We start from the raw sequence: 18,693 nt of genomic DNA, 5'->3' as shown, positions 1-18,693 counted from the left end.
ACTTCAACCACGGAATTCCTTTCCTAAAACGGGGACTGCAGTGCGTAGGTGAGACGACGACACGACGGCGACGGCGTCAGCCCTTGACCGCACCCTGCAGCCCACTGACGATGCGCCGCTGGAACAACGCGAAGAAGATCAGCGCCGGGATCATCGACATCGATGTGAACGCCAGAACCTTGGCTGTGTCCGTGGAGTACTGCGAGCTGAAGGCCTGAACACCGAGCGGAAGCGTGAACGTGTCCTGGCTGTTGAGGATGAAGAGTGGCAGAAGGTACGAGTTCCAGCTGGCGATGAAGGCGAGGATCGCGGTGGTGAGCACACCTGGCAGTGACAGCGGTAGGACGATGCGGACGAAGAACCCCAGCTTGCTGCACCCGTCGACGGTCGCTGCCTCCTCGATCTCCAGCGGAATCGCTCTGAGGAACGGCACCAGGATGATGATCGTCGTCGGCAGGCCGAAGGCGATCTGGGGCAAGATCACGCCGCCGAGGGTGTTCAGCAAGTGGATGTCCTTGAGCACCAGGTAAAGCGGGGTGATCGCCACCGTGATCGGAAACATCAACCCGGCCGCGAACAGCGCGTACATCGCGCCCCGTCCCCGGAATGTGTACCGCGCGAGGGTGAAGCTCGCCATCACGCCGAGGATGACGACGCCGAGCGTCGTCGCCAGCGCGACGACGGTCGAGTTCCCCGCCTCGCGCCAGAACGTCTGACTCTTCAGGACATCGATGTAGTTTTCGATCTTCCACGGGTTCGGCAACCCCGCCGGGCTGACGGTGATCTGCGAGTTCGTCCGGAATCCACCGAGAATGAGGTACGCAACCGGGGCGACAGTGAGCGCAACGGCGACGAGAGCGACGAAGTACACGACCGGGCTGTCCCAGTGCCGGGTCCTGGTCGGCTTGCGCCGGGAACGTCCGGTCCTGGCAAGGGTTTGTGTGCTCACCGCTTGTCTCCGATCGTGATGGCACCTTCGGTGTCGCGCCTGAGGACGAATCGCTGGTAGACCAGCGCGATGAATAGCGAGATCAGAAAGAGGACAACCGCGACCGCGTTGCCGTAGCCGTAGTTGCCCGCGTTGCGTCCGTTCTGCACCATGTAGGTCGCCATGGTGGAGACGCCGGCGGTGCCCGCGACGTACTGACCCCAGATGATGTACACCAGATCGAACAGCTGCAGCGACCCGATGATCGACAGGAAAGCCCATATCCGGATCGTCGGGGCGAGCAGCGGCAGCGTGATCCTGCGGTGCAACTGCCAGTAACTGGCGCCGTCGATCGAGGCGGCTTCGTAGACCTCCTCCGGGATGTTCTGCATCCCAGCCATGAAGAGCAGCACCGCGAATCCCAAGTACTTCCAGGTGAGGATCGCCATCAGTGACCACAACGCCCAATGTGGATCGGACAACCAGTCGGCGGTGAAGCGCCCAAGCCCGACGTTGCGGAGCAGGTCGTTGAACGCGCCGTTCGTGGCGAGGATCAAGCTCCACCCGGTGCCGGCGATGACCTCCGAAATCACCCAGGGCACGAAGATCAACACCCTGATCAGGTTCCGGCCGCGAATATCCCGGTTCAGCAACAACGCCAGCAGAATCGCCAGGGGGCCCTGAATGAGCAATGAAAGTAGGACAATGTAGATGTTGTGCCTCAGCGCCGCCTGGAAGTCGCTGTCGGTGAAGATCACATAGTAGTTATGGAGACCAACCCAGTCCGTCGGCGGGCCGTAGCCTTTCCACCGATAGAAGCCGTAGTAGGCGGCAAGTCCGACGGGGAGAATGACGAACCCGACAAAGATGAGGATCGCCGGACCGGCGAGAAGCGCGATCTCGAAGCGTGCTCGCCAGCTGGTCCTCCTCCGGCGGCCGCGCCGACGAACCGCCGGCGACGGCACGGTTGCCCGGCCGCCGCCGACAGCCTCAACGCCGTCGAGCGAATCTTTCAGGGTCGAAGAGTTCTCGACGTGCGTGTCGCTCATGGCCTGGAACTACCCCTTCGCCGAGGCCTTGTCGACCGACTTGATGATGTCCTCGGCCGAGCCCTTACCCGCCAGCAGGTTGACGACGGCGGTATTCAGGGCGTTGCCGACGTTCTGGCCGTAGAGCGTGTCGAGCCACAGCGACACATACGGTGCACTGTTGAACGCCTGGATGACGGCCTGCAGGTAAGGCTCAGTCACGACCGACTGCGCCGTCTTGTTCACCGGCGGCGCCTGGAAGGCCTTGTAGTAACCCTCCTGGACCGTCGGGGTATCCAGGTAGTTCAGGAAGTCGGTGCATGCCTGCTTCGGCGCCCACGCGGAGCAGGAGTAGGCGTCAACGCCACCCATGATCGCCTTCGGATCGCCCTGGCCGCCCGGCACCTGAACGAACGGGAAGAACCCGAGGTCCGGAAGAGCCTTCTGGTCCGGCGTCAAGGAGCCGATGACGCCCGGATCCCAGGCACCCATAACTTCGGCGCCGGCCTTGTGGTTGGCGATCAGGCCGGCCGAGCTTCCAGCACCCTGTTGAGCCGAGGTGTTGAGGAACCCATCGTTGTAGGGCTTCGTCGCGGCGAAGGCCTGCAGGTCGTTGCCGGCTTTCGTCCAGCACGGATCCTCGAACTTCAAACTCTTGGCGGTCGAGTTCAGGACGCTCTGGCTGCACTCGCGCAGGGCGAACCAGTAGTACCAGTGAGCCGCGGGCCAGGCGTCCTTGCCGCCGAGGGCGATCGGGGCGACGCCAGAGGCCTTCAGCTTGGTGACCGCTTGGTTCAGCGAGTCCAACGTTGTGGGCGGAGTGGTTACGCCTGCGTGGTCGAAGACGTCCTTGCTGTACCAGAAGCCGCCCGGAAGAACGGATACCGGCATTGCGTAGGTTTTCCCATCGACCTGCTCAGCGGCGAACGCGCCTTGACTAACCGCCTCCTTGGTATCCGGCGAAATCGAATCGGAGATGTCGAGCACCTGGTTGGCCTGCACCATCGCCGAAAGCTTGCCACCACCACGCTGGAGGAAGATGTCCGGTGCTGTGCTCTTACCCCCCTGTAGGGCGGTCTGCAACTTGCCGTCGAGGTCTTCGTTTTGAACGATCTGAATCTTGATCGTGACGTTCGGATGTGCGCTCTCGAATGACTTCACCGTCTCGGTGAAGAACTGCGAGCCTGGACCCGTCGTCGCGTTCGTCCACAGCGTGAGCGTCGCCGACGCGCCGCTGCTGCTGTCGCTCCCGCTCCCCCCGCTGCTACTGGTGCACGCGGTCGTAAGGAGCGCAACGCTCGCACCGAGCGCGACGAATGCCGCAACCCGTGTCTTTCTGATCATGTGTAACTCCTCTGTCTCGTCGGGCGGACCTGGGAGGCAACTGCCAGGAGCGAGCCTGGCACCTCAGAATGACGATGTCAATCGTTATCGATAACGATTTCGAAATCTTTCGCTATGCCGATCGAACATGACCTGAGGGCACACTTGTTGAGGCCAATGCACTCGATCGGCTCTGTAAGTAGCCGGCGGGACGGCGCGCGGCGCAGCTTGCGCTAGTCGGGTTCGGCGGGCGGCAATCGGTTCATCGAAGGGCACTCTCGACCATGGGGAGCGTGGCAATCGACGTGAGATGACGGCGTCATCCATACCGAGCAAAACAGCGCCGCCAGGCCGAGAGTCGATCATCGTTCGGCCTACGATCAGCATCGGCGACGACCCACTCAGTCCTCACCGAACAGACGGCCGCGTCATCCTGCCCCTCCACGCCCGCTGGGCGGAACGCGCGCCCCCACAACACAGACCCAACCACGATGGCCGCCACCGCCAGCGGAAGTGCTCAATTCATCGTTCGGGATACGCTCGCGGGTCACGGACGCTGCGCGAGTCCGCTCAGATCGACAGGTTCGTACGGAGGGCTTCCGGTAGTTGAGTGGACCATCAGGAGCCGGACAGCTGGCGTGCTACGGCCATGACGAGCAGGACGAAGGCGAGGATCGCGGCGCTCAATCGTAGCGGCGGCCAGACCCGTCGTCTCGATGACGTTCACGCCCGCGCCTGCCTTACCGCGTCGCCGGGCCGGCTCGCCACCACGGATCTTGCCCAGTTGCGTTGCTCAGAGAGATCCCGCATCGAACTCATCACCAGTGCGACAATCCCGTCCTCGTACAGCCCGGCCGAGGCGGCTTCGTTGAACGAGGCCGAAGCCTGGAGCCGCCTCGGAGAATCGAACTCCGGACAACCTCATTACGAGTCGCAACTTCTGTGATTGCAAGTACCAGGCCGTGTCGATCAGGGCCCACAGGTGCTATGTTCGCCGGCTTTCGCCGTCACCGCCTTCTTCGCCGTGTTGCGCAGTTCCGGGGCATCTGGTGACATTCTTTGTGGCCTCGGGCTCCCCCCGCTCACCGATTCGAACATCGCCTGAGCCTTGCTGCCGTAGTTCGACACCAACCGAGTCCAGCCGCCACCAGTCGACGGTACTGCTGGTGCTTGCTGCGGCTCGGTGGTGGCGCCTGTTCGCACCTCGATGCCGGATCGCCGCTCAGAGCGATCAAATACGGTTCGAGGCCTGTTTACCGGACACGCCGACGAGCGGGGGTCATCCTCGATGGACCATCCTTTAGTTTGAAGAGAGGGACCGCGCTCTGACGCGTCGCGGGGTCAATCGAGGATTGGTGGTCGCATGTCTGTTGGGGACGCGAAGTCGGGATTGCCAGGTCGGCTCGGCGCAGTGGGACGTGATGCGGAGCTGCCGCGGGTTGCCGACGTCGGGTTGATCTTCGATGAGCTCGACTATCAGATGGCCTGTCAGGCCTACTTGTGGGCGCTGCCACTGGTGTCGTACGCGCAATGGAAAATCCAGCATTACGAGGTGTTCGGTGCGACCAGTTCGGATCTCGTTCGCTATCTCAGCTACCGAGATCGGCTGGGCCTCATTACTGCGAACGCGACGACGCCCTATGTCCTGAACTTCTTCGACCTCGCCGAGACGGGGCCACTCGTGATTGAGCTACCGCCCGGACCGACGGCGGGCGGCATCTCCGACTTCTGGCAGCGAGAATGCGCGGTCCTGGGAGAGATGGGTCCGGACCACGGGCAGGGTGGCAAGCACGTCGTGGTCCCACCGGGCCAACAGGCGCCTGACGTCGGCGATGACTACTACGTCCAGCATGCGACGGGGATGAACATCATGTTCGGCTTCCGCACTCTTGACCCGGACCCGCAACGTTCGGATGCGCTCGTGCGGGGCGTGAAGGTCTACCCGTACTCCGAGCGGGACACGCCGCCGACCCGGATCGTCTCGCCCGAAGGCCGGCGGTGGACTGGTGATCAACCGCGCGGCCTGGACTACTGGGTCCGGTTGCACGACATCTACCAGCGCGAAATCGTCGACGAACGCGACCGCTTCTACCTGGCTATGCTCAAACAACTCGGCATTGAGAAAGGCAAACCGTTCACCCCCGACGAGCGCCTCACCTCGATCTTGACCCAGGGTGCAGAGGCGGGGGAACTGATGGCCCAGGCCAATACCTTCGCCAAGCGCTTCCCCGACGCCCGTTGGTGGCCTGATCGCCAATGGTTCCTGGCCATCGACCTGGACAGCTCCGATCAGCGTGGCCCCGATCACGACCAACTCCTCGAACGGGCGTCGTGGTTCTACGAAGCGGTCAGCTTCTCCGCCGCGATGAAGAGTCAGACACCGGGCCAAGGACAGGCCTACCTCGGCGGCTACACGGACGCGGACGGTAAGTGGCTCGACGGCGCGAAGGACTACACGATCCACATCCCAGCCAACCCGCCAGCCAAGCTGTTCTGGTCGTTCACCGTCTATGACGTCTGGACCCGCTGCCTGATCGACAACTCCCAACAACGCGGCGACCGCGGCTCACGGGATGAAGACCTGCACTACAACGACGACGGATCGATCGACCTCTACCTCGGCCCGAACCCGCCGGACACCGGCGACACCAACTGGGTGCAAACCATTCCCGGTCGACACTGGTTCAGCTACTTCCGCCTCTACGGACCACTCGAAACCTACTTCGACCGCACCTGGAAACTCGGCGACATCACCAGCCGATGACACCCCAGCCAGCAAGGACCGAGGTGGCCAAGTAACCGGTCGATTCCGGAACTCTCAATGAGTGTGCAACGGCGAGACTTCGGCAAAGAGCTGCTTCTCGAGTAGCTTGAACCTCCGGTCGAGACGGGGCAGATCACCGAGCCGGGAACACTGATCGTCTGCTCGGCCGCTGCCCGCATCGCCTTGGTGACGATCCCCGGGACCGACGGAGAGTGCGTACCGTTCTCGACCAGGTGAGCGCGCACGATCTCCGGTCCGGCGTCGCGGAGGGCACTGCGGGTTTGGAAGCCGGTCAACAGAATCAGCGGCCACGACTGGTGTAGGGCAAAGCCCGCTCCAAGGTGGGGAAGATCGCGCCCAGCATCGCCCGCAACCGGTTCACCCCACGGACCCAGTCCGCCTTCAGCTCGTCGCGTCATGCACAGAGGGATGCCGTCACAGCCCATCGCGCCGGGCACCCAACCCACCTTCCCGGACAGCAACGTACGCGCAAAAATCTGCTCGGATCGTTGGTCGAGGCCGTCGGCGGTCAGCGTGCCGATTCTAGCTACGGTGGTCCGGTCGGACGGGCACTCCCACACGGCCGCTCCCCCGAGCTTGTGGGCTGTCAGCGGATGGAGGCTAGGGTGCAGGGGGCTTCGCGGCCAGTTCGTTGGTTGCGACGGCCAGAGGATGCCCTCGATGATCTCGTCCTGGACTGCTGTACTTGCTGCTGTACTTGCGCTCGTGGACCTGGGACCGTGAACTCGCAACTCAGCGAGTAGGACGTCAAGGTCTGCACGCTCCACACGACCGAGCCAGCATGGGTGAAAGTTCGCCGCCCTAGCCGTTGGACTTGTAAATCTGTCCAAGCGGGGTCAGGTCGGGCGCAGACGTGGCCAGACCGAAATCGGTGCTCTCCCAGGTGGTCGTGTCGTACACCAGCTCCATAACGTTGCCGGTTGGTGCCGTAGCGCCTGCTGGCACACGTGCTGTTGTACTCGTAAAGTTCCCGTGGGCAACGATTAGGACCTGTTGATGCTGCGCTTCGTCGTCTGGAATCCCAAAGTCCATCGTCTTGGCGATGGCACCTCGGGAGGCGTACACCCAAGTGATATCCGTCGGGTTCGGATCGCTGTTAAGCGTGCCGGCCTGCGATACCAACCCGAGGATTTTCGAGGAGTTTGGATCGATTGGCTGTCCGGACACTGCGGTTGATTCGACCGAAGAAGCGGGGCGATCCGCCGCGGACGCACACCCCGAGATCAGCCCGGCGCCTATCGCTGCGGCAGCAACGAACGCATATCGAGCTCGGCGCCGGCCCGGTCGGCGATCGGACGATCGATCTAGCATGTGCCACCGTTCCCGCTTCGCAGTGAGTTGTAGGTACACGTCCAGTATATCGACTGCGGAAATGATAGATCAGCAATCTGGCGTGACTGAGGCCTACGGTCGAACATCTTATGTTAAGGGCGCCCAATGCGTGATACAACCGGACAGGTACACCAATTGGGTCGGAATTGGTGGTGCCGGCGGCGACACCAAGTTGCTGCAGAATGGATGCTTTACGGGCCACACAATTGGTACCTATCCGTTCTACGAGGCCCTGAATGGCGGAATTGACACAGGCACAGTGCCGGTCACGATCTCGGGAGACCCTAGTAACGGAGTCGGAGACCTGTTTAACATTGCGACGAACGTAGATGCAACGGGATCCGCCACAGGCGGGCCGGTCGTCACGTTTCAGTGGCATGACTTGGACACCGGTGCAATTGCTAACCTCGGCCCGTACGCCGAATTCTACGTCGGCGGCAGCATTTACTACACGAGCACCTTCTACAGCGGGTTGTCTGGTGAAATGATCGAGGAGCGTGCGACCGTTTCGGGTAGTCTGTCAACGCTTCGAAACTATGGTAGCGACGCGTGGACGAACTCCGAAGTTTCCATCAACGGCGGGGCGCTTTCGCCAATCCGCAGTTTGGCGGCGCACCTCGGAATCGATATGTACAACGACGCAGGAACTTGGTATTCTGGTGTGTCCGGCGGTGCGACAACGGACGCATTTACGGATACTTTTAAGACCTGCGGAACTGAAGGTACCTGACATGTTCTCCGCTAGCAAACGAAGTCGAACTGCACTCGGCCGATATATCGGTCTCATCGTGGTGGCTGTGACAGCCGCCGCCCTCGTGAGTTGTCCCGCCCCTAACGGCGATGGGACGGTGGCCCGCCCGGTCGCGAAGCAAGGCACGTCGGTGGTCGGCGGTGCGGGCACGTCGCCGTGTCAGGTTCCGTCCTGCGCCCACAACGGTGGTGTGCCTCCGACGCCGACACCGACACCGACACCCATCACCGGTGCGGGCACGTCGCCGTGTCAGGTTCCGTCCTGCGCCCACAACGGTGGTGTGCCTCCGGTGCCGACACCGACACCCATCACCGGTGCGGGCACGTCGCCGTGTCAGGTTCCGTCCTGCGCCCACAACGGTGGTGTGCCTCCGGTGCCGACACCGACACCCATCACCGGTGCGGGCACGTCGCCGTGTCAGGTTCCGTCCTGCGCCCACAACGGTGGTGTGCCTCCGGTGCCGACACCGACACCCATCACCGGTGCGGGCACGTCGCCGTGTCAGGTTCCGTCCTGCGCCCACAACGGTGGTGTGCCTCCGACGCCAACACCCCTCGCAAGGGCATAGAAGTGTTTGTCGAGCTGAAAGAACTTGCAGTGGACTGCCTAACTGTTTCTGGGTCAATCCGATCCAGGCGAACTCCTAGCCCGACTGCTCGCGTTTGGCGGCTCCCACTCGGGGGTCTGTCAGATTTTCTGTGTAAGGGGTCATGGCTAGTTGATTCCTAGGCGGTCGCCGTAGGTCATTGCCAGGGTGTTCAGGATGGATTTCCAGCCGTTGATCTGGCCGGTCGGATTGGCCCGGTTCGGGCGGCGTTCTTTGACGGTCAGGTACAGGATCTTCAGTGCGGCTTGCTCGTTGGGGAAGTGCCCACGCCGTCGGGTCGCCTGCCGAAAACGAGCGTTCAAGGACTCTATGCCGTTGGTCGTGTAGATCAGTTTCCGGATCTCGACGGGGAAGTCGAGGAACGGTGTGAACTCCGTCCACGACCGTTGCCACATCCCGATCATCGCCGGGTACTTGGGCTGCCATTTCTGGGTGAACTCGGCGAAGCGTTCCTCGGCCGCGGTCACCGTCGTTGCGGTGTAAATCGTCCTCAGTTCGGCGGTGATCTTGCCCCAGTCGGCCTTCGACGCGTAGCCAGGCTGTTGCGTACCAAATGCACCACACACGTCTGCACGACCGCGAGGGGCCAGGTCGCGGTGATCGCGTCGGGCAGACCCTTCAACCCGTCGCAGCACACGATGCACAGGTCGAGGATCCCACGATTACGCAGCTCCGTCAGCATGTTCATCCACTGCTTCGCGCCCTCCCCACCTGAGGGCCCGACCCACATCCCGAGCACGTCACGTTGCCCGTCGACGGTGATACCCATCGCCACGAGACCGGGCGGTTCGCGACCTGGCCGTCGCGCACTTTCAACACGATCGCGTCGATCAACACCACCGGATACACGCGGCGGTTTCTAACGGTCGTTGCGAATCCTGAGGGAAGGATTCGTCATGCCGCACTGGGCGTGGAACAAGGCGTCGGCTGAGTCGAAGCGTAGGTTCTTCGACCTGACCCGGCTCGGGGCCACCGGGGTGCAGGCATCGCTTGCGGTCGGAGTGTCGCCGAGCTGTGGGTCGCTGTGGTTCATCGACGCTGGGAGCGTGAACTTCCTTGAGCGGCCTATCAGCGGCCGTTACCTGACTCAAGACGACCGTATCGAGATCGCCGACGGCCTCGCCGCTGGCGAGAAAGTCAAGTTCATCGCGGCCCGGATCGGCAAGAGCTACCAGACTGTCTATCGGGAAATCGCACGTAACAGTAAGGCCGATGGCCGCTACCAACCCTGGTTTGCTCACAACCAGGCATACCTGCGTCGGCAGCGGCCAAAACCGCGGCGAGTTGCAGTCGACGAACAGTTGAGGGCCGTGATCGCGGTGAAACTTCGGCGGCACTGGTCACCGCGCCAGATCAGTCGGTGGCTGCGGCGCCGCTGGCCGCGCCGCAGGTCATGGCATCTGAGCGTGGAGACCATCTACGAAGCCGTCTATCGCGGCTTGGTCGTAGTCATCGACCGACAGACACTACGGACCGGCCGTATTTACCGACACAAACGCGGACGAGGACGCACCCGCGACGGTGCTCTGAAGCAGTTGACGAACATGAAGTCCATCCATCATCGGCCGCCGATTGTCGAGACCCGGACACAGATCGGCCACTGGGAGGGCGACCTTATCCTCGGATGCGGACGCCACTCCGCCATAGCAACTCTCGTCGAGCGGAAGACTCGACACACCATCCTGGTCCCGATCCGTGGCCCGTGGACCGCCCCCCCGCGTCGGTGACGCTCTTATCGCTGCGTTGCACAACCTCCCGCACGGACTGCGCCGCACCTTGACCTGGGACCAAGGCAACGAACTGTTCCACCACGAACGGATCGAACTTGCCACCGGAACGAAGATCTACTTCGCCGACGCCCACTCACCCTGGCAACGCGGAACGAACGAAAACACCAACGGGCTGCTCCGTCAGTACTTCCCGAAAGGCAGCGACCTAAGCATCATCAGCGATGAGCGTCTGCGCGAGGTCGCCGACGAACTCAACGACCGCCCGAGAGAATGCCTCCAAGACCGCACTCCACACCAGCTAATGGCACGATGGCGTAGTCATCTCATCGCCAGCTGATTCGCAACGATCACTGGAATCCGCCCGCGGTCAAATGGGCGTGACTGCCACTCCTGCATCTCGCCGATCACGGCGTCGGTCACCTTCGACACCAACTCCCGAGAGACGTCAGTTCCGTAGATATCGGCTAGGTGGTTGGCGATGTCACCAGTCGTCATCCTCTTCGCATACAACGACCGGGTGTGGTAAACCCAGAATCTCCCGGGACACCACCGGGACACGGAATGCGTATGCAGACGATGGCACAGAAGGGCCAACGGCTGAGGGAGCATGACGCTGCTCCGATCGGTAGATCTCCGCACTTGGGCCGGGTAGGTTCGCTTCGTGGCCGAACCTGAACAACAACGCTCACTGACCCCAACCGGTCTGGTCGGTCAGATGCTCACACTCGTCTACGAGGAAGCCCCGTTCTGGGAGATTGGCTCGCCCGTAACTGAATACCTCGGTGGAGACCAAACGTTCGTTGAGGGGCCGTGGAGCATCGAAAGCTGCAGCGCGGTTCTATTGCGATGGTTCGACGCCGGATGGCTTCATTGCATCGCAGTAGCGCGATCGCACACCATCCGTAAGCCCGCGGAGATCCATCGGTACACCTACGACGCCGATTGGCAATCCCGGGCAACCCTCAACAAGGATTACTGGGTACTCCAGCGCTCCGACGCGCGGGCGCTCGTGGCTGATCCGGCACGCTGGAGCACTGGCGGCCCGGACGCAGGCGTATGTCTCTGCCGAACGGACGCAACCGACTCCATGACCTTCGCCGAGTGGGCGGCCGCAGTCAGCGACATCATCGCGGATCCCACGGCTCCATAGCGTCCCGGTCCGTCGGCGGAACTCCGGGGACACCATGGGGACACGGACTGCGAAACGGGAGTACGGCACACGGGGTATTGGCGACGGAGGCCCCTAAATCTGGGACCTGGAGATGGAGCCGCCTCGGAGAATCGAACTCCGGACAACCTCATTACGAGTGAGGTGCTCTACCGACTGAGCTAAGGCGGCGTGCGCTGGCGTACCAACGCAACCGGAGCAGTCTATCCATCACATCGGGACAATGTGAAACCAGGCCCCACCGTCGCCTAGAAGAGGGCCAGCAGCGCTTCCAGGAAGACGACGACGCCGACCACCGCGAAGAGCACACCGATCCCCCGCACCAGCCAGAGCGGCATCGCGACTCCGGCGTAGCGGCTGGCCATCTCGCGGTAGTCGAGGCAGAGCACCACCCCCACCACGATCATGGCGACCCCCAGCAGCAGCGAGAGGACGGAACGCCCAACGGCATGCGACGACACCGGAGTCAGCTGTTGTCGCGGGAGTCGTAGGCCTTCCGCGACGAGCAGACCGATGCCAGCGCGCAGGGTGAACGCTTCCCGTCGGCCGCCATCCGGATCACCACGGTCTCGCTCGGTACGTTGTGCCCGACCACCGTGCCGGCGCCGTCTGGCGTCTCCACCTGCTCACCGAGCTTGGGGGCCTGCTCGGCGAAGTCTTGATACAGCGGGTGTTCGTACTTCAGGCAGCACATCAGCTTGCCGCAGGCGCCGGAGATTCGCATCGGGTTCAGCGGCAGGTCCTGATCCTTGGCCATGCGCACCGACACCGGCTCGAAATCGACCAGGAACGTCGAACAGCACAGTTCCCGCCCGCAGGAGCCGATTCCGCCACTGAGCTTCGCCTCGTCCCGGGCCGACAGCTGTCGCAGCTCGACCCGCCCGGAGAGCGTCGCCGCCAGGTCCCGCACCAGCCCACGGAAATCGACACGGTGCGGCGCGGTGAAGTAGATCGTCGTCTGGTTCTCAGCTGCGGAGTAATCGACACCGCTGATCTTCATCGGCAGCTGGTGCTCGCGAATCAGCTTCCGCGACGCGACCCGCGCATACGCCTTCTTCTTCCGGCTGCGGACGGCGTCATCCAACTGCGCGGCCGTCGCCATCCCGAGCAGCGCCGGCAGCCCGCCGACATCCTCGGAGACGTATTCGGCGGCCCAGGTTACCCGCGCGACCTCGGGACCAAGCTCAGTCGGGTAGAGCACGTGATCACCCACGGCCGGCCGGAGCGACCCCGGGTCGGCGTAGTAAAGACGCCCCTTCGGCTCGAACGTCACCGCACACATCATGCCCACGAAATCGAGACTAGCGGTAAGTGTCAGACCTCGGGTTTAGGTTGCAGGCATGGACTGGAAAATCGAACTCATCTTCCTGCCGGTCAGCGACGTCGACCGTGCGAAGGCCTTCTACGTCGATCAGGTCGGCTTTCACGCCGACCATGACGTCCAGGTGAGCCCCGAGCTGCGTTTCGTGCAGCTGACACCACCCGGCTCAGCCTGCTCGGTGGCCTTCGGCACCGGTCTCGGCATCGACATGGAGGTCGGCTCCCAGCGCGGAGTGCAGGTCGTCATCGCCGACGCCCAGGCGGCCCGGGCCCAACTCCTCGCCAACGGTGTCGACGCCAGCGAAGTCGACGTCCAGGCGTGGGGCCACTTCGTTCACTTCGCCGATCCGGACGGCAACACCTGGGCGCTGCAGCAGATGCCACCCCGCGGCTGAGTGGTTCCCCCGCATCAGCTGAGTGGGTTCGCTGGGTCATGTGGGACGGGGGTAGGCGTTGGTTAGCGCCACGGTAAGCGTGATGCCGGGTAGCTCATAAATCGCGATGGGGCGGCCGACGTATCAGTCGAGCCGAGATTCGGTGTCCCCGAGCCAATTCGGGACGTGACGAGAAAGCGCGCGAATGACCTCCATCAACGCAAGTACCACCGCCCTCTCCTCCACCTCACTACTGACCGCCAACACCAGCTCCCGCCCGAAGAGCCCGCTCGACGTCGCAGCCAACCTCTTCGGTATGTCCAAGTCCGACCTCACCACTGAACTCAAGTCCGGCAAGAGGGCTCAAGACTGACCCGACAACGCTCACCGACCAGCTCAAGAGCGGCACCAGCCTCTCCGACCTGCTCAGCAGCAGAGGGGTCTCACTCTCCTCGCTCGCCTCGACCCTGCAGCAGGGCCTGCTCTACGACAACACCCTCTGAAAGCTAGGACGATCCGGGTCGAACGGGAGCCGGTTCTCGCTCGACCCGGCGTCCGCTCGCGCGGGCAGCGGGCAGCCTCAGGGCAGCCGCAGTGCTGCCGTCATCGCCTCGACGGCGAACCGCGGTTTGACGTTCAACTCCAGCGCCTCCCGGCAGGCCAGCACCGCATCCAGACGGGTCAGGGCACCGGCCGGCGTCACCCGCAGCGCCACCGCCCGCACCTCATCGTCAAAATCGGGGTGCGCCGACGCCACCGCGGCCGGACCCCGATCGGCCCGTCCCTGGACCAGCAGCACGTCGCGGTAGAAGGCCGCCAAATCGGTGAGCGCACGGTCCAGTGAGTCACGCTGACTGCGGGTGGCCCGCGACTTCTGCCGCTTCTCCAGCTCCTTAACCGCGCCGGCCGAGCCCCGCGTCGCCGCGACCGCACCCTTGCCGGTGCCACCGGCACCCAGCGCCACCTTCAGCGCCTCGGTCTCCTCTTCGTTGCGGGAGGCCGAGTAGGCGGCCGATTCGGCCTCGGCCGCACCGATCAGGTGGTCGGCCGCGTTCAGGCAGGCCTGCAGCGATGTCAACGAAGCGGGAATGGCCAGCACCGCCGAGCGGCGGCCGCGGGCCTGCTCGTCACGGATCAACCGCCGAGCCCGGCCGACGTGCCCCTGGGAGGCCTGCGCGGCCCACGCCGCCTGCGCGGGATCGGCCCCATCGGCGACCAGAACCTCGGCCACCGACTCAGCCGAAGGGGTGCGCAGCGCGACGGTGCGGCATCGGGAGCGGATGGTCACCGAGACGTCATCGGGGTGGGTCGACGGGGCGCAGAGCAGGAAGACGGTCCGATCGGCCGGCTCCTCCACCGCCTTCAGCAAGGCATTGGAAGCCGCCTCGGTGAGACGGTCGGCATCCTCGATCACGACGACCTGCCAGCGCCCGAAAGCGGGCATCCGGGCCGCGTTCTGCACGACGGCCCGCATCTCGGCGACCGAGATCGACAGCCCGTCCGGCACCACGGCGTGCACGTCGGGGTGGGTGCCGGCCAGCACCATGTGGCAGGCCGGACAGACCCCGCAGCCCAGCTCGTCACTCCGATCGCACTCCAGCGCGGCGGCGAAGGCGCGGGCCGCCACCGAACGGCCGGAGCCGGGTGGGCCGGTGAAGAGCCAGGCGTGCGTCATGGACCCGGCCGCCACCGCGCGCCCCTCGGCGATCTCCCGTCCGGCGGCGCCCGCCCGCTGAAGCACCTGCACCGACTCGCTCTGCCCGACCAGAGAACGCCAGACCGTCATGCCATCACCGTGCCCTCTCCGGTGGCGGTGGGCGATGACCCGACCGAGTGCGGGCGCGCCGGCAGCAGTCGCTGCACCTGCACCAGGATCTGCCGGGCCAGCTCCTCCGGCGGAAGCGACGCATCCAGCACCAGATAGCGGTCTGGCGAGGACTCGGCCAGTGTCCGGAAGGCCTGCCGCACACGCTGATGGAAGGCCACCGACTCCGCCTCCAGCTTGTCGGCCTGAGCCGACCGGGTGGCCCGGGCCAGGCCGATCTCGACGTCGATGTCGAGCAGGATGGTGAGGTCGGGGCGGAGGTTGTCGGTGGCCCAGCGCGAGATCCGCCGCACCTCGTCCATCGTCAGGTCGCGCCCGGCGCCCTGGTAGGCCAGCGATGAGTCGACGTAGCGATCGGTAAGCACAACGCATCCGGCATCCAGCGACGGGCGGATCACCGTCGTCACATGATGGGCCCGGTCGGCGGCGAAGAGAAGCGCCTCGGCGCGGGGCGAGATCGACTCCTCGCGATGCAGCACCAGCGCCCGGATCTGCTCCCCGAGCGCCGTCGCCCCGGGCTCGCGGGTGATCCGCACCGGCAGACCAACTTCGGTCAGGGAGGCGGCCAGCAGCCCGATCTGGGTTGACTTCCCCGAACCCTCGCCACCCTCGAACGCCACGAAGACACCACCGGAGTGCAGCCGGCGGCGGGCCGTCGAATCACCCCGCAGCGAGGTGACCAAGTCGACCCAGATCGAAACATGGTGCTTGTCGTCCATGTACCGATAGGCCAGCACGCCGGTACCCATCGCCAGCAGACCGGCCGCGAAGAGCACGATTCTGGTTCCGTCGACCGTGATGTCCAGTGCACCGATGGTGATGTCGGTGGTGCCGATCGCCCCGACCAGGAAGGGGACGACGGCCAGACTGAGGATGAGCACGACCCGAATCAGCGTCTGCAGAATGGCGAAGACCCGACCGCGGATCTGATCGTCGATCTCAGTGCCCAGCAGCGTCACCGCGGCCAGGTAACCGTTCCCGGCTCCGAAGCCGAGGAGCACGACGAAGATCACCGCGAGCCAGATCAGCGGCATCACCGCGGTCAAGGCCAAGCAGGAGCCGGAGGCCACGATGGAGAGACCGAAGAGGCGCCGACGCGAGACTTCCCGAGCAAAACGTGGGCCAAATGCCATGCCCAGTCCGAGGCCGACGAAGACCGCACCGAAGAGCACGCCGTAGGCCGCGTCCCCGCCACCGAGGCTGCTGACGAAGAAACGCCCGGCGCCGATCACTGCTCCCCCGGCGGCGAAGGCCCCGGAGATTCCGATGATCAGACCGCGAAGTAGCCGGGAAGTACGGAGGAATTGGCCGGCCTCCCGAGCCAGCGAGCGAAGCGTCGGTTGGGTACCCGGAGCACCGCGGCCGCGACTTCCACTTATTTCCTTGATGAAATACACGACCAGCGCACCGACGAGGAAGGTGGCCGCATTGAAGTAGAGCGCCAGATTGGTCGGGTTCGCCTTGAAGAAGGAGAGGTGTTTGGCCAGCGCGTCGGTGATGCGGGCCAGCGCGGCGAAGAGCAGCGCGCCCAGCACCGGCGTGATGCCGTACGTGGTGATCAGGCCGAGTTGATTGGCCGCTTCGATCTGGTCGCGGCGTACCAGGTTGGGCACCGACGCGTCCTTGGCCGGAAGCCAGAAGAGGCTCACGCACTCGATGAAGAAGGTGACGACGTAGAGCCACCAGAGGGTGCGGTCGGCACTCACCACCAGATGGGCCAGCGGAATCGTCAGAAAGAGAGCGAAGCGGATGAGGTCGGAGATGACCATGGTGTAGCGGCGGTTGAACCGGTCGGCGAAGACACCGGCGACCGGACCGAGCACCATCGCCGGAAGCAGTCGCACCAGCAGCACCCCGCCGAGGGCGAAGGACTGCTGCGAGTAGCCGGTGGCCAGCGACGCGGCCAGCGCGGTGGTGGCCAGCAGGCCGAGCCAATCACCGAGGCTGGAGAGAAACGTTGAGTACCAGAGCCGCCGGAACGGCGTCACCCGCAGCACCCCGCGGATTCCGGCGGCGGCTGAGACGGGACTGGCGGCCGCGTCTGCGGTCGCGCTCATCTCTTTGTCCTTGCTGATCGCCTGCTCCGTATCTTGCCGGTAAGCCCTTAGCTTATCTGTGGGTCTGACTAGCTGCCCGCACGCGCAGCCGCAGAGCTCACCGATCGGTGGCGGCGAGCAGGTCGCGCAGCGCGCCGGCCAACTCTTCGCGGCGCTCCTCGGTGATGTCCTCGATGAGGCCCTTCTCCGACTCCAGCAGCGCTTCGAACGCGGCATCCACCCGTTTACGGCCGAGCGTCGTCAGGCGAACCTGCACCAGCCTCCCGTCGCCCGGGTCGGGGCGTCGGATCACCAATTTCCGGGCCACCAGCCGGTCCAGCCGGCTGGTCATGGTGCCGGACGTGACGTGCGTGGCGACGCAGAGCTCACCGGCGGTCATCTCGAACTCACCGCCGCTGCGGCGCAGCGCGGAGAGCACGTCGAACTCGTGCGTCTGCAGGCCATGCTCGACAAACGCGGCCGTGCGGCGTTCGTCGAGAACATCGGCCAGGCGGCTGACTCGCGAGAGAATCTGCAGCGGGCTCAAATCAAGCTCGGGGCGCTCGTGGCGCCACGCATCGACTATCTCGTCGACCTCGTCACCCATGGTTGGAAGTGTAGCGCTCTCTCGACGTCAAGATATAGTCTCTTGACGTCGAGAGGAATTTTCATGGACTGGAATCCACAGCAATACCTTGAGTTTGCCGACGAGCGGGGGCGTCCATTTCTGGATCTCCTCGGGCGCGTCCGGGCCCAGAAGCCGCGTCGGGTGGTCGATGTCGGCTGTGGACCGGGCAATCTCACCGCCCTACTGGCTGCCCGCTGGCCAGACGCGATCATCGAGGGCATCGACTCCTCACCGCAGATGGTGGCGCAGGCCTCCGCCGTCCCGGGAGTTGATGCCCGACTCGGTGACGCCACCGAATTCCAGCCACCGACCGACTGCGACGTGCTGATCAGCAACGCCACGCTGCAGTGGGTGCCCGATCATCCGGCCGTAATCGCCCGCTGGGCCGAGGCGCTGCCGACCGGTGGCTGGCTCGCCTTCCAGGTGCCCGACAACTTCGGCGCACCCTCCCATCAGCTGATGCGTTCCCGGGCCAAGTCACCGCGCTGGCGTGACCAGCTCGGTGGCGTGTTGCGTCATCACGACACGGTGGCCCGACCCGGCGAATATGGCGCACTGCTGCGCCGGGCCGGCCTTCGCACCGACGTCTGGCAGACGACCTATCTGCACCTGCTCGAGGGGGCGGACCCGGTACTGAAGTGGGTGCGCGGCACCGGACTGCGCCCGGTGCTACAGGCCCTCTCCGCCAGCGACGCGGCCGAGTTCGAGCAGGAGTACGCCGCCGAACTCCGCGCGGCCTACCCCAGCGACTCCGACGGTCGGACGACCTTCCCGTTCACCCGCACCTTCTGCGTTGGCTACAAGCCCTAGCCGACTGGACGAGCCGCCGCGCCGCAAAGGTCCTGCATATCGTGCAGC

Annotated in this window: 19 protein-coding genes, 1 tRNA gene and 1 pseudogene; 9 read left to right on the top strand and 12 right to left on the bottom strand. The window is 64.4% G+C overall.

Annotated elements, in window-relative coordinates:
* Nucleotides 1-76 precede the first annotated feature (76 nt).
* The 3 genes from CPH63_RS07585 to CPH63_RS07575 are packed head-to-tail and all read right to left on the bottom strand — an operon-like array spanning nt 77 to nt 3,300.
* Nucleotides 77-949, bottom strand: coding sequence for a carbohydrate ABC transporter permease (locus tag CPH63_RS07585; protein ID WP_096302345.1), 873 nt, complete (start codon nt 947-949; stop codon nt 77-79).
* The gene (locus CPH63_RS07580; protein WP_096302344.1) at nt 946-1,977 is read right to left on the bottom strand and encodes a carbohydrate ABC transporter permease; all 1,032 of its coding nucleotides are present in this window, start codon (nt 1,975-1,977) and stop codon (nt 946-948) included. Before CPH63_RS07580 ends, CPH63_RS07585 begins: the two co-directional genes overlap by 4 nt.
* A 9-nt stretch (nt 1,978-1,986) precedes the next feature.
* A complete protein-coding gene (locus CPH63_RS07575; RefSeq protein ID WP_096302343.1) occupies nt 1,987-3,300 on the bottom strand; it encodes an ABC transporter substrate-binding protein in 1,314 nt (437 codons plus the stop codon).
* 1,342 nt (nt 3,301-4,642) lie between these two features.
* On the opposite strand from CPH63_RS07575, the gene CPH63_RS07565 reads away from it, so the two are divergent.
* Nucleotides 4,643-6,043, top strand: a complete 1,401-nt coding sequence (locus CPH63_RS07565) for a DUF1254 domain-containing protein (RefSeq protein WP_096302341.1) — start codon at nt 4,643-4,645, stop codon at nt 6,041-6,043.
* Between the two features lie 822 nt (nt 6,044-6,865).
* Here CPH63_RS07565 and CPH63_RS22150 read toward each other — a convergent pair.
* Nucleotides 6,866-7,231, bottom strand: a complete 366-nt coding sequence (locus CPH63_RS22150) for a hypothetical protein (RefSeq protein ID WP_157749364.1) — start codon at nt 7,229-7,231, stop codon at nt 6,866-6,868.
* Nucleotides 7,232-7,457: 226 nt separating this feature from the next.
* Here CPH63_RS22150 and CPH63_RS07560 point away from each other — a divergent pair, with 226 nt between their 5' ends.
* On the top strand, nt 7,458-8,126 hold the full coding sequence (locus CPH63_RS07560; RefSeq protein WP_157749363.1) for a hypothetical protein: 669 nt from the start codon (nt 7,458-7,460) through the stop codon (nt 8,124-8,126).
* A gap of 67 nt (nt 8,127-8,193) precedes the next feature.
* Nucleotides 8,194-8,715, top strand: coding sequence for a hypothetical protein (locus tag CPH63_RS22145; protein ID WP_157749362.1), 522 nt, complete (start codon nt 8,194-8,196; stop codon nt 8,713-8,715).
* Nucleotides 8,716-8,861: 146 nt separating this feature from the next.
* Here CPH63_RS22145 and CPH63_RS07555 read toward each other — a convergent pair.
* Nucleotides 8,862-9,484, bottom strand: a pseudogene (locus CPH63_RS07555) (IS256 family transposase).
* Between the two features lie 316 nt (nt 9,485-9,800).
* Here CPH63_RS07555 and CPH63_RS23385 point away from each other — a divergent pair.
* Both CPH63_RS23385 and CPH63_RS23380 read left to right on the top strand, forming a co-directional pair.
* Complete coding sequence (locus CPH63_RS23385; RefSeq protein ID WP_197704617.1) at nt 9,801-10,481, top strand: IS30 family transposase; 681 nt, start codon at nt 9,801-9,803, stop codon at nt 10,479-10,481.
* A 16-nt stretch (nt 10,482-10,497) separates the two neighbouring features.
* The gene (locus CPH63_RS23380; RefSeq protein WP_197704616.1) at nt 10,498-10,821 is read left to right on the top strand and encodes an IS30 family transposase; all 324 of its coding nucleotides are present in this window, start codon (nt 10,498-10,500) and stop codon (nt 10,819-10,821) included.
* On the opposite strand, the gene CPH63_RS23635 is transcribed toward CPH63_RS23380, so the two are convergent.
* A complete protein-coding gene (locus CPH63_RS23635; protein ID WP_096302337.1) occupies nt 10,803-11,093 on the bottom strand; it encodes a transposase in 291 nt (96 codons plus the stop codon). The genes CPH63_RS23380 and CPH63_RS23635 overlap by 19 nt on opposite strands.
* 52 nt (nt 11,094-11,145) lie before the next feature.
* Between CPH63_RS23635 and CPH63_RS07535 the strand changes: the two genes are divergently transcribed.
* Nucleotides 11,146-11,634, top strand: a complete 489-nt coding sequence (locus CPH63_RS07535) for a hypothetical protein (RefSeq protein WP_096302336.1) — start codon at nt 11,146-11,148, stop codon at nt 11,632-11,634.
* Between the two features lie 113 nt (nt 11,635-11,747).
* On the opposite strand, the gene CPH63_RS07530 is transcribed toward CPH63_RS07535, so the two are convergent.
* The 3 genes from CPH63_RS07530 to CPH63_RS07520 form a co-directional block, all read right to left on the bottom strand.
* A tRNA-Thr gene (locus CPH63_RS07530) sits at nt 11,748-11,823 on the bottom strand.
* A 77-nt stretch (nt 11,824-11,900) separates the two neighbouring features.
* The gene (locus CPH63_RS07525) at nt 11,901-12,113 is read right to left on the bottom strand and encodes a hypothetical protein (protein ID WP_096302335.1); all 213 of its coding nucleotides are present in this window, start codon (nt 12,111-12,113) and stop codon (nt 11,901-11,903) included.
* Nucleotides 12,114-12,118: 5 nt separating this feature from the next.
* The gene (locus CPH63_RS07520; protein WP_371364886.1) at nt 12,119-12,934 is read right to left on the bottom strand and encodes a stage 0 sporulation family protein; all 816 of its coding nucleotides are present in this window, start codon (nt 12,932-12,934) and stop codon (nt 12,119-12,121) included.
* 58 nt (nt 12,935-12,992) lie between these two features.
* Between CPH63_RS07520 and CPH63_RS07515 the strand changes: the two genes are divergently transcribed.
* Both CPH63_RS07515 and CPH63_RS22135 read left to right on the top strand, forming a co-directional pair.
* Nucleotides 12,993-13,367 carry a VOC family protein gene (locus tag CPH63_RS07515; protein ID WP_096302333.1) on the top strand — a complete coding sequence of 125 codons (375 nt, stop codon included), beginning with the start codon at nt 12,993-12,995 and terminating at the stop codon, nt 13,365-13,367.
* Between the two features lie 184 nt (nt 13,368-13,551).
* Nucleotides 13,552-13,719 (top strand): hypothetical protein, encoded by a 168-nt coding sequence (locus CPH63_RS22135; RefSeq protein ID WP_157749358.1) that lies wholly within the window; start codon nt 13,552-13,554, stop codon nt 13,717-13,719.
* Between the two features lie 207 nt (nt 13,720-13,926).
* On the opposite strand, the gene CPH63_RS07510 is transcribed toward CPH63_RS22135, so the two are convergent.
* The 3 genes from CPH63_RS07510 to CPH63_RS07500 all read right to left on the bottom strand — a co-directional run bounded on the left by CPH63_RS07510 (nt 13,927) and on the right by CPH63_RS07500 (nt 17,814).
* Entirely contained in the window at nt 13,927-15,132 is a 1,206-nt protein-coding gene (locus tag CPH63_RS07510; RefSeq protein WP_096302332.1) for a DNA polymerase III subunit delta', read from the bottom strand.
* Nucleotides 15,129-17,228, bottom strand: coding sequence for a dTMP kinase (gene tmk / locus CPH63_RS07505; protein WP_096302331.1), 2,100 nt, complete (start codon nt 17,226-17,228; stop codon nt 15,129-15,131). Before tmk ends, CPH63_RS07510 begins: the two co-directional genes overlap by 4 nt.
* A 97-nt stretch (nt 17,229-17,325) precedes the next feature.
* The gene (locus tag CPH63_RS07500; RefSeq protein ID WP_096302330.1) at nt 17,326-17,814 is read right to left on the bottom strand and encodes a MarR family winged helix-turn-helix transcriptional regulator; all 489 of its coding nucleotides are present in this window, start codon (nt 17,812-17,814) and stop codon (nt 17,326-17,328) included.
* Between the two features lie 63 nt (nt 17,815-17,877).
* Between CPH63_RS07500 and CPH63_RS07495 the strand changes: the two genes are divergently transcribed.
* Complete coding sequence (locus CPH63_RS07495; RefSeq protein ID WP_096302329.1) at nt 17,878-18,645, top strand: trans-aconitate 2-methyltransferase; 768 nt, start codon at nt 17,878-17,880, stop codon at nt 18,643-18,645.
* The last annotated feature ends 48 nt before the right edge of the window (nt 18,646-18,693 follow it).

The sequence above is a fragment of the Jatrophihabitans sp. GAS493 genome (genome assembly GCF_900230215.1).
GTDB lineage: Bacteria > Actinomycetota > Actinomycetes > Mycobacteriales > Jatrophihabitantaceae > MT45.
Note: the sequence above shows the minus strand (reverse complement) of the source record. Positions and strands in the feature narration are given on the sequence as shown.

Coding starts and splice junctions, on each gene's coding strand:
- CPH63_RS07580 (WP_096302344.1), bottom strand. CDS start 1,977: ATGAGCGACACGCACGTCGAGAACTCTTCGACCCTGAAAGATTCGCTC.
- CPH63_RS07575 (WP_096302343.1), bottom strand. CDS start 3,300: ATGATCAGAAAGACACGGGTTGCGGCATTCGTCGCGCTCGGTGCGAGC.
- CPH63_RS07565 (WP_096302341.1), top strand. CDS start 4,643: ATGTCTGTTGGGGACGCGAAGTCGGGATTGCCAGGTCGGCTCGGCGCA.
- CPH63_RS23635 (WP_096302337.1), bottom strand. CDS start 11,093: ATGCTCCCTCAGCCGTTGGCCCTTCTGTGCCATCGTCTGCATACGCAT.
- CPH63_RS07520 (WP_371364886.1), bottom strand. CDS start 12,934: ATGTGTGCGGTGACGTTCGAGCCGAAGGGGCGTCTTTACTACGCCGAC.
- CPH63_RS07515 (WP_096302333.1), top strand. CDS start 12,993: ATGGACTGGAAAATCGAACTCATCTTCCTGCCGGTCAGCGACGTCGAC.
- CPH63_RS22135 (WP_157749358.1), top strand. CDS start 13,552: ATGACCTCCATCAACGCAAGTACCACCGCCCTCTCCTCCACCTCACTA.
- CPH63_RS07510 (WP_096302332.1), bottom strand. CDS start 15,132: ATGACGGTCTGGCGTTCTCTGGTCGGGCAGAGCGAGTCGGTGCAGGTG.
- tmk (WP_096302331.1), bottom strand. CDS start 17,228: ATGAGCGCGACCGCAGACGCGGCCGCCAGTCCCGTCTCAGCCGCCGCC.
- CPH63_RS07500 (WP_096302330.1), bottom strand. CDS start 17,814: ATGGGTGACGAGGTCGACGAGATAGTCGATGCGTGGCGCCACGAGCGC.
- CPH63_RS07495 (WP_096302329.1), top strand. CDS start 17,878: ATGGACTGGAATCCACAGCAATACCTTGAGTTTGCCGACGAGCGGGGG.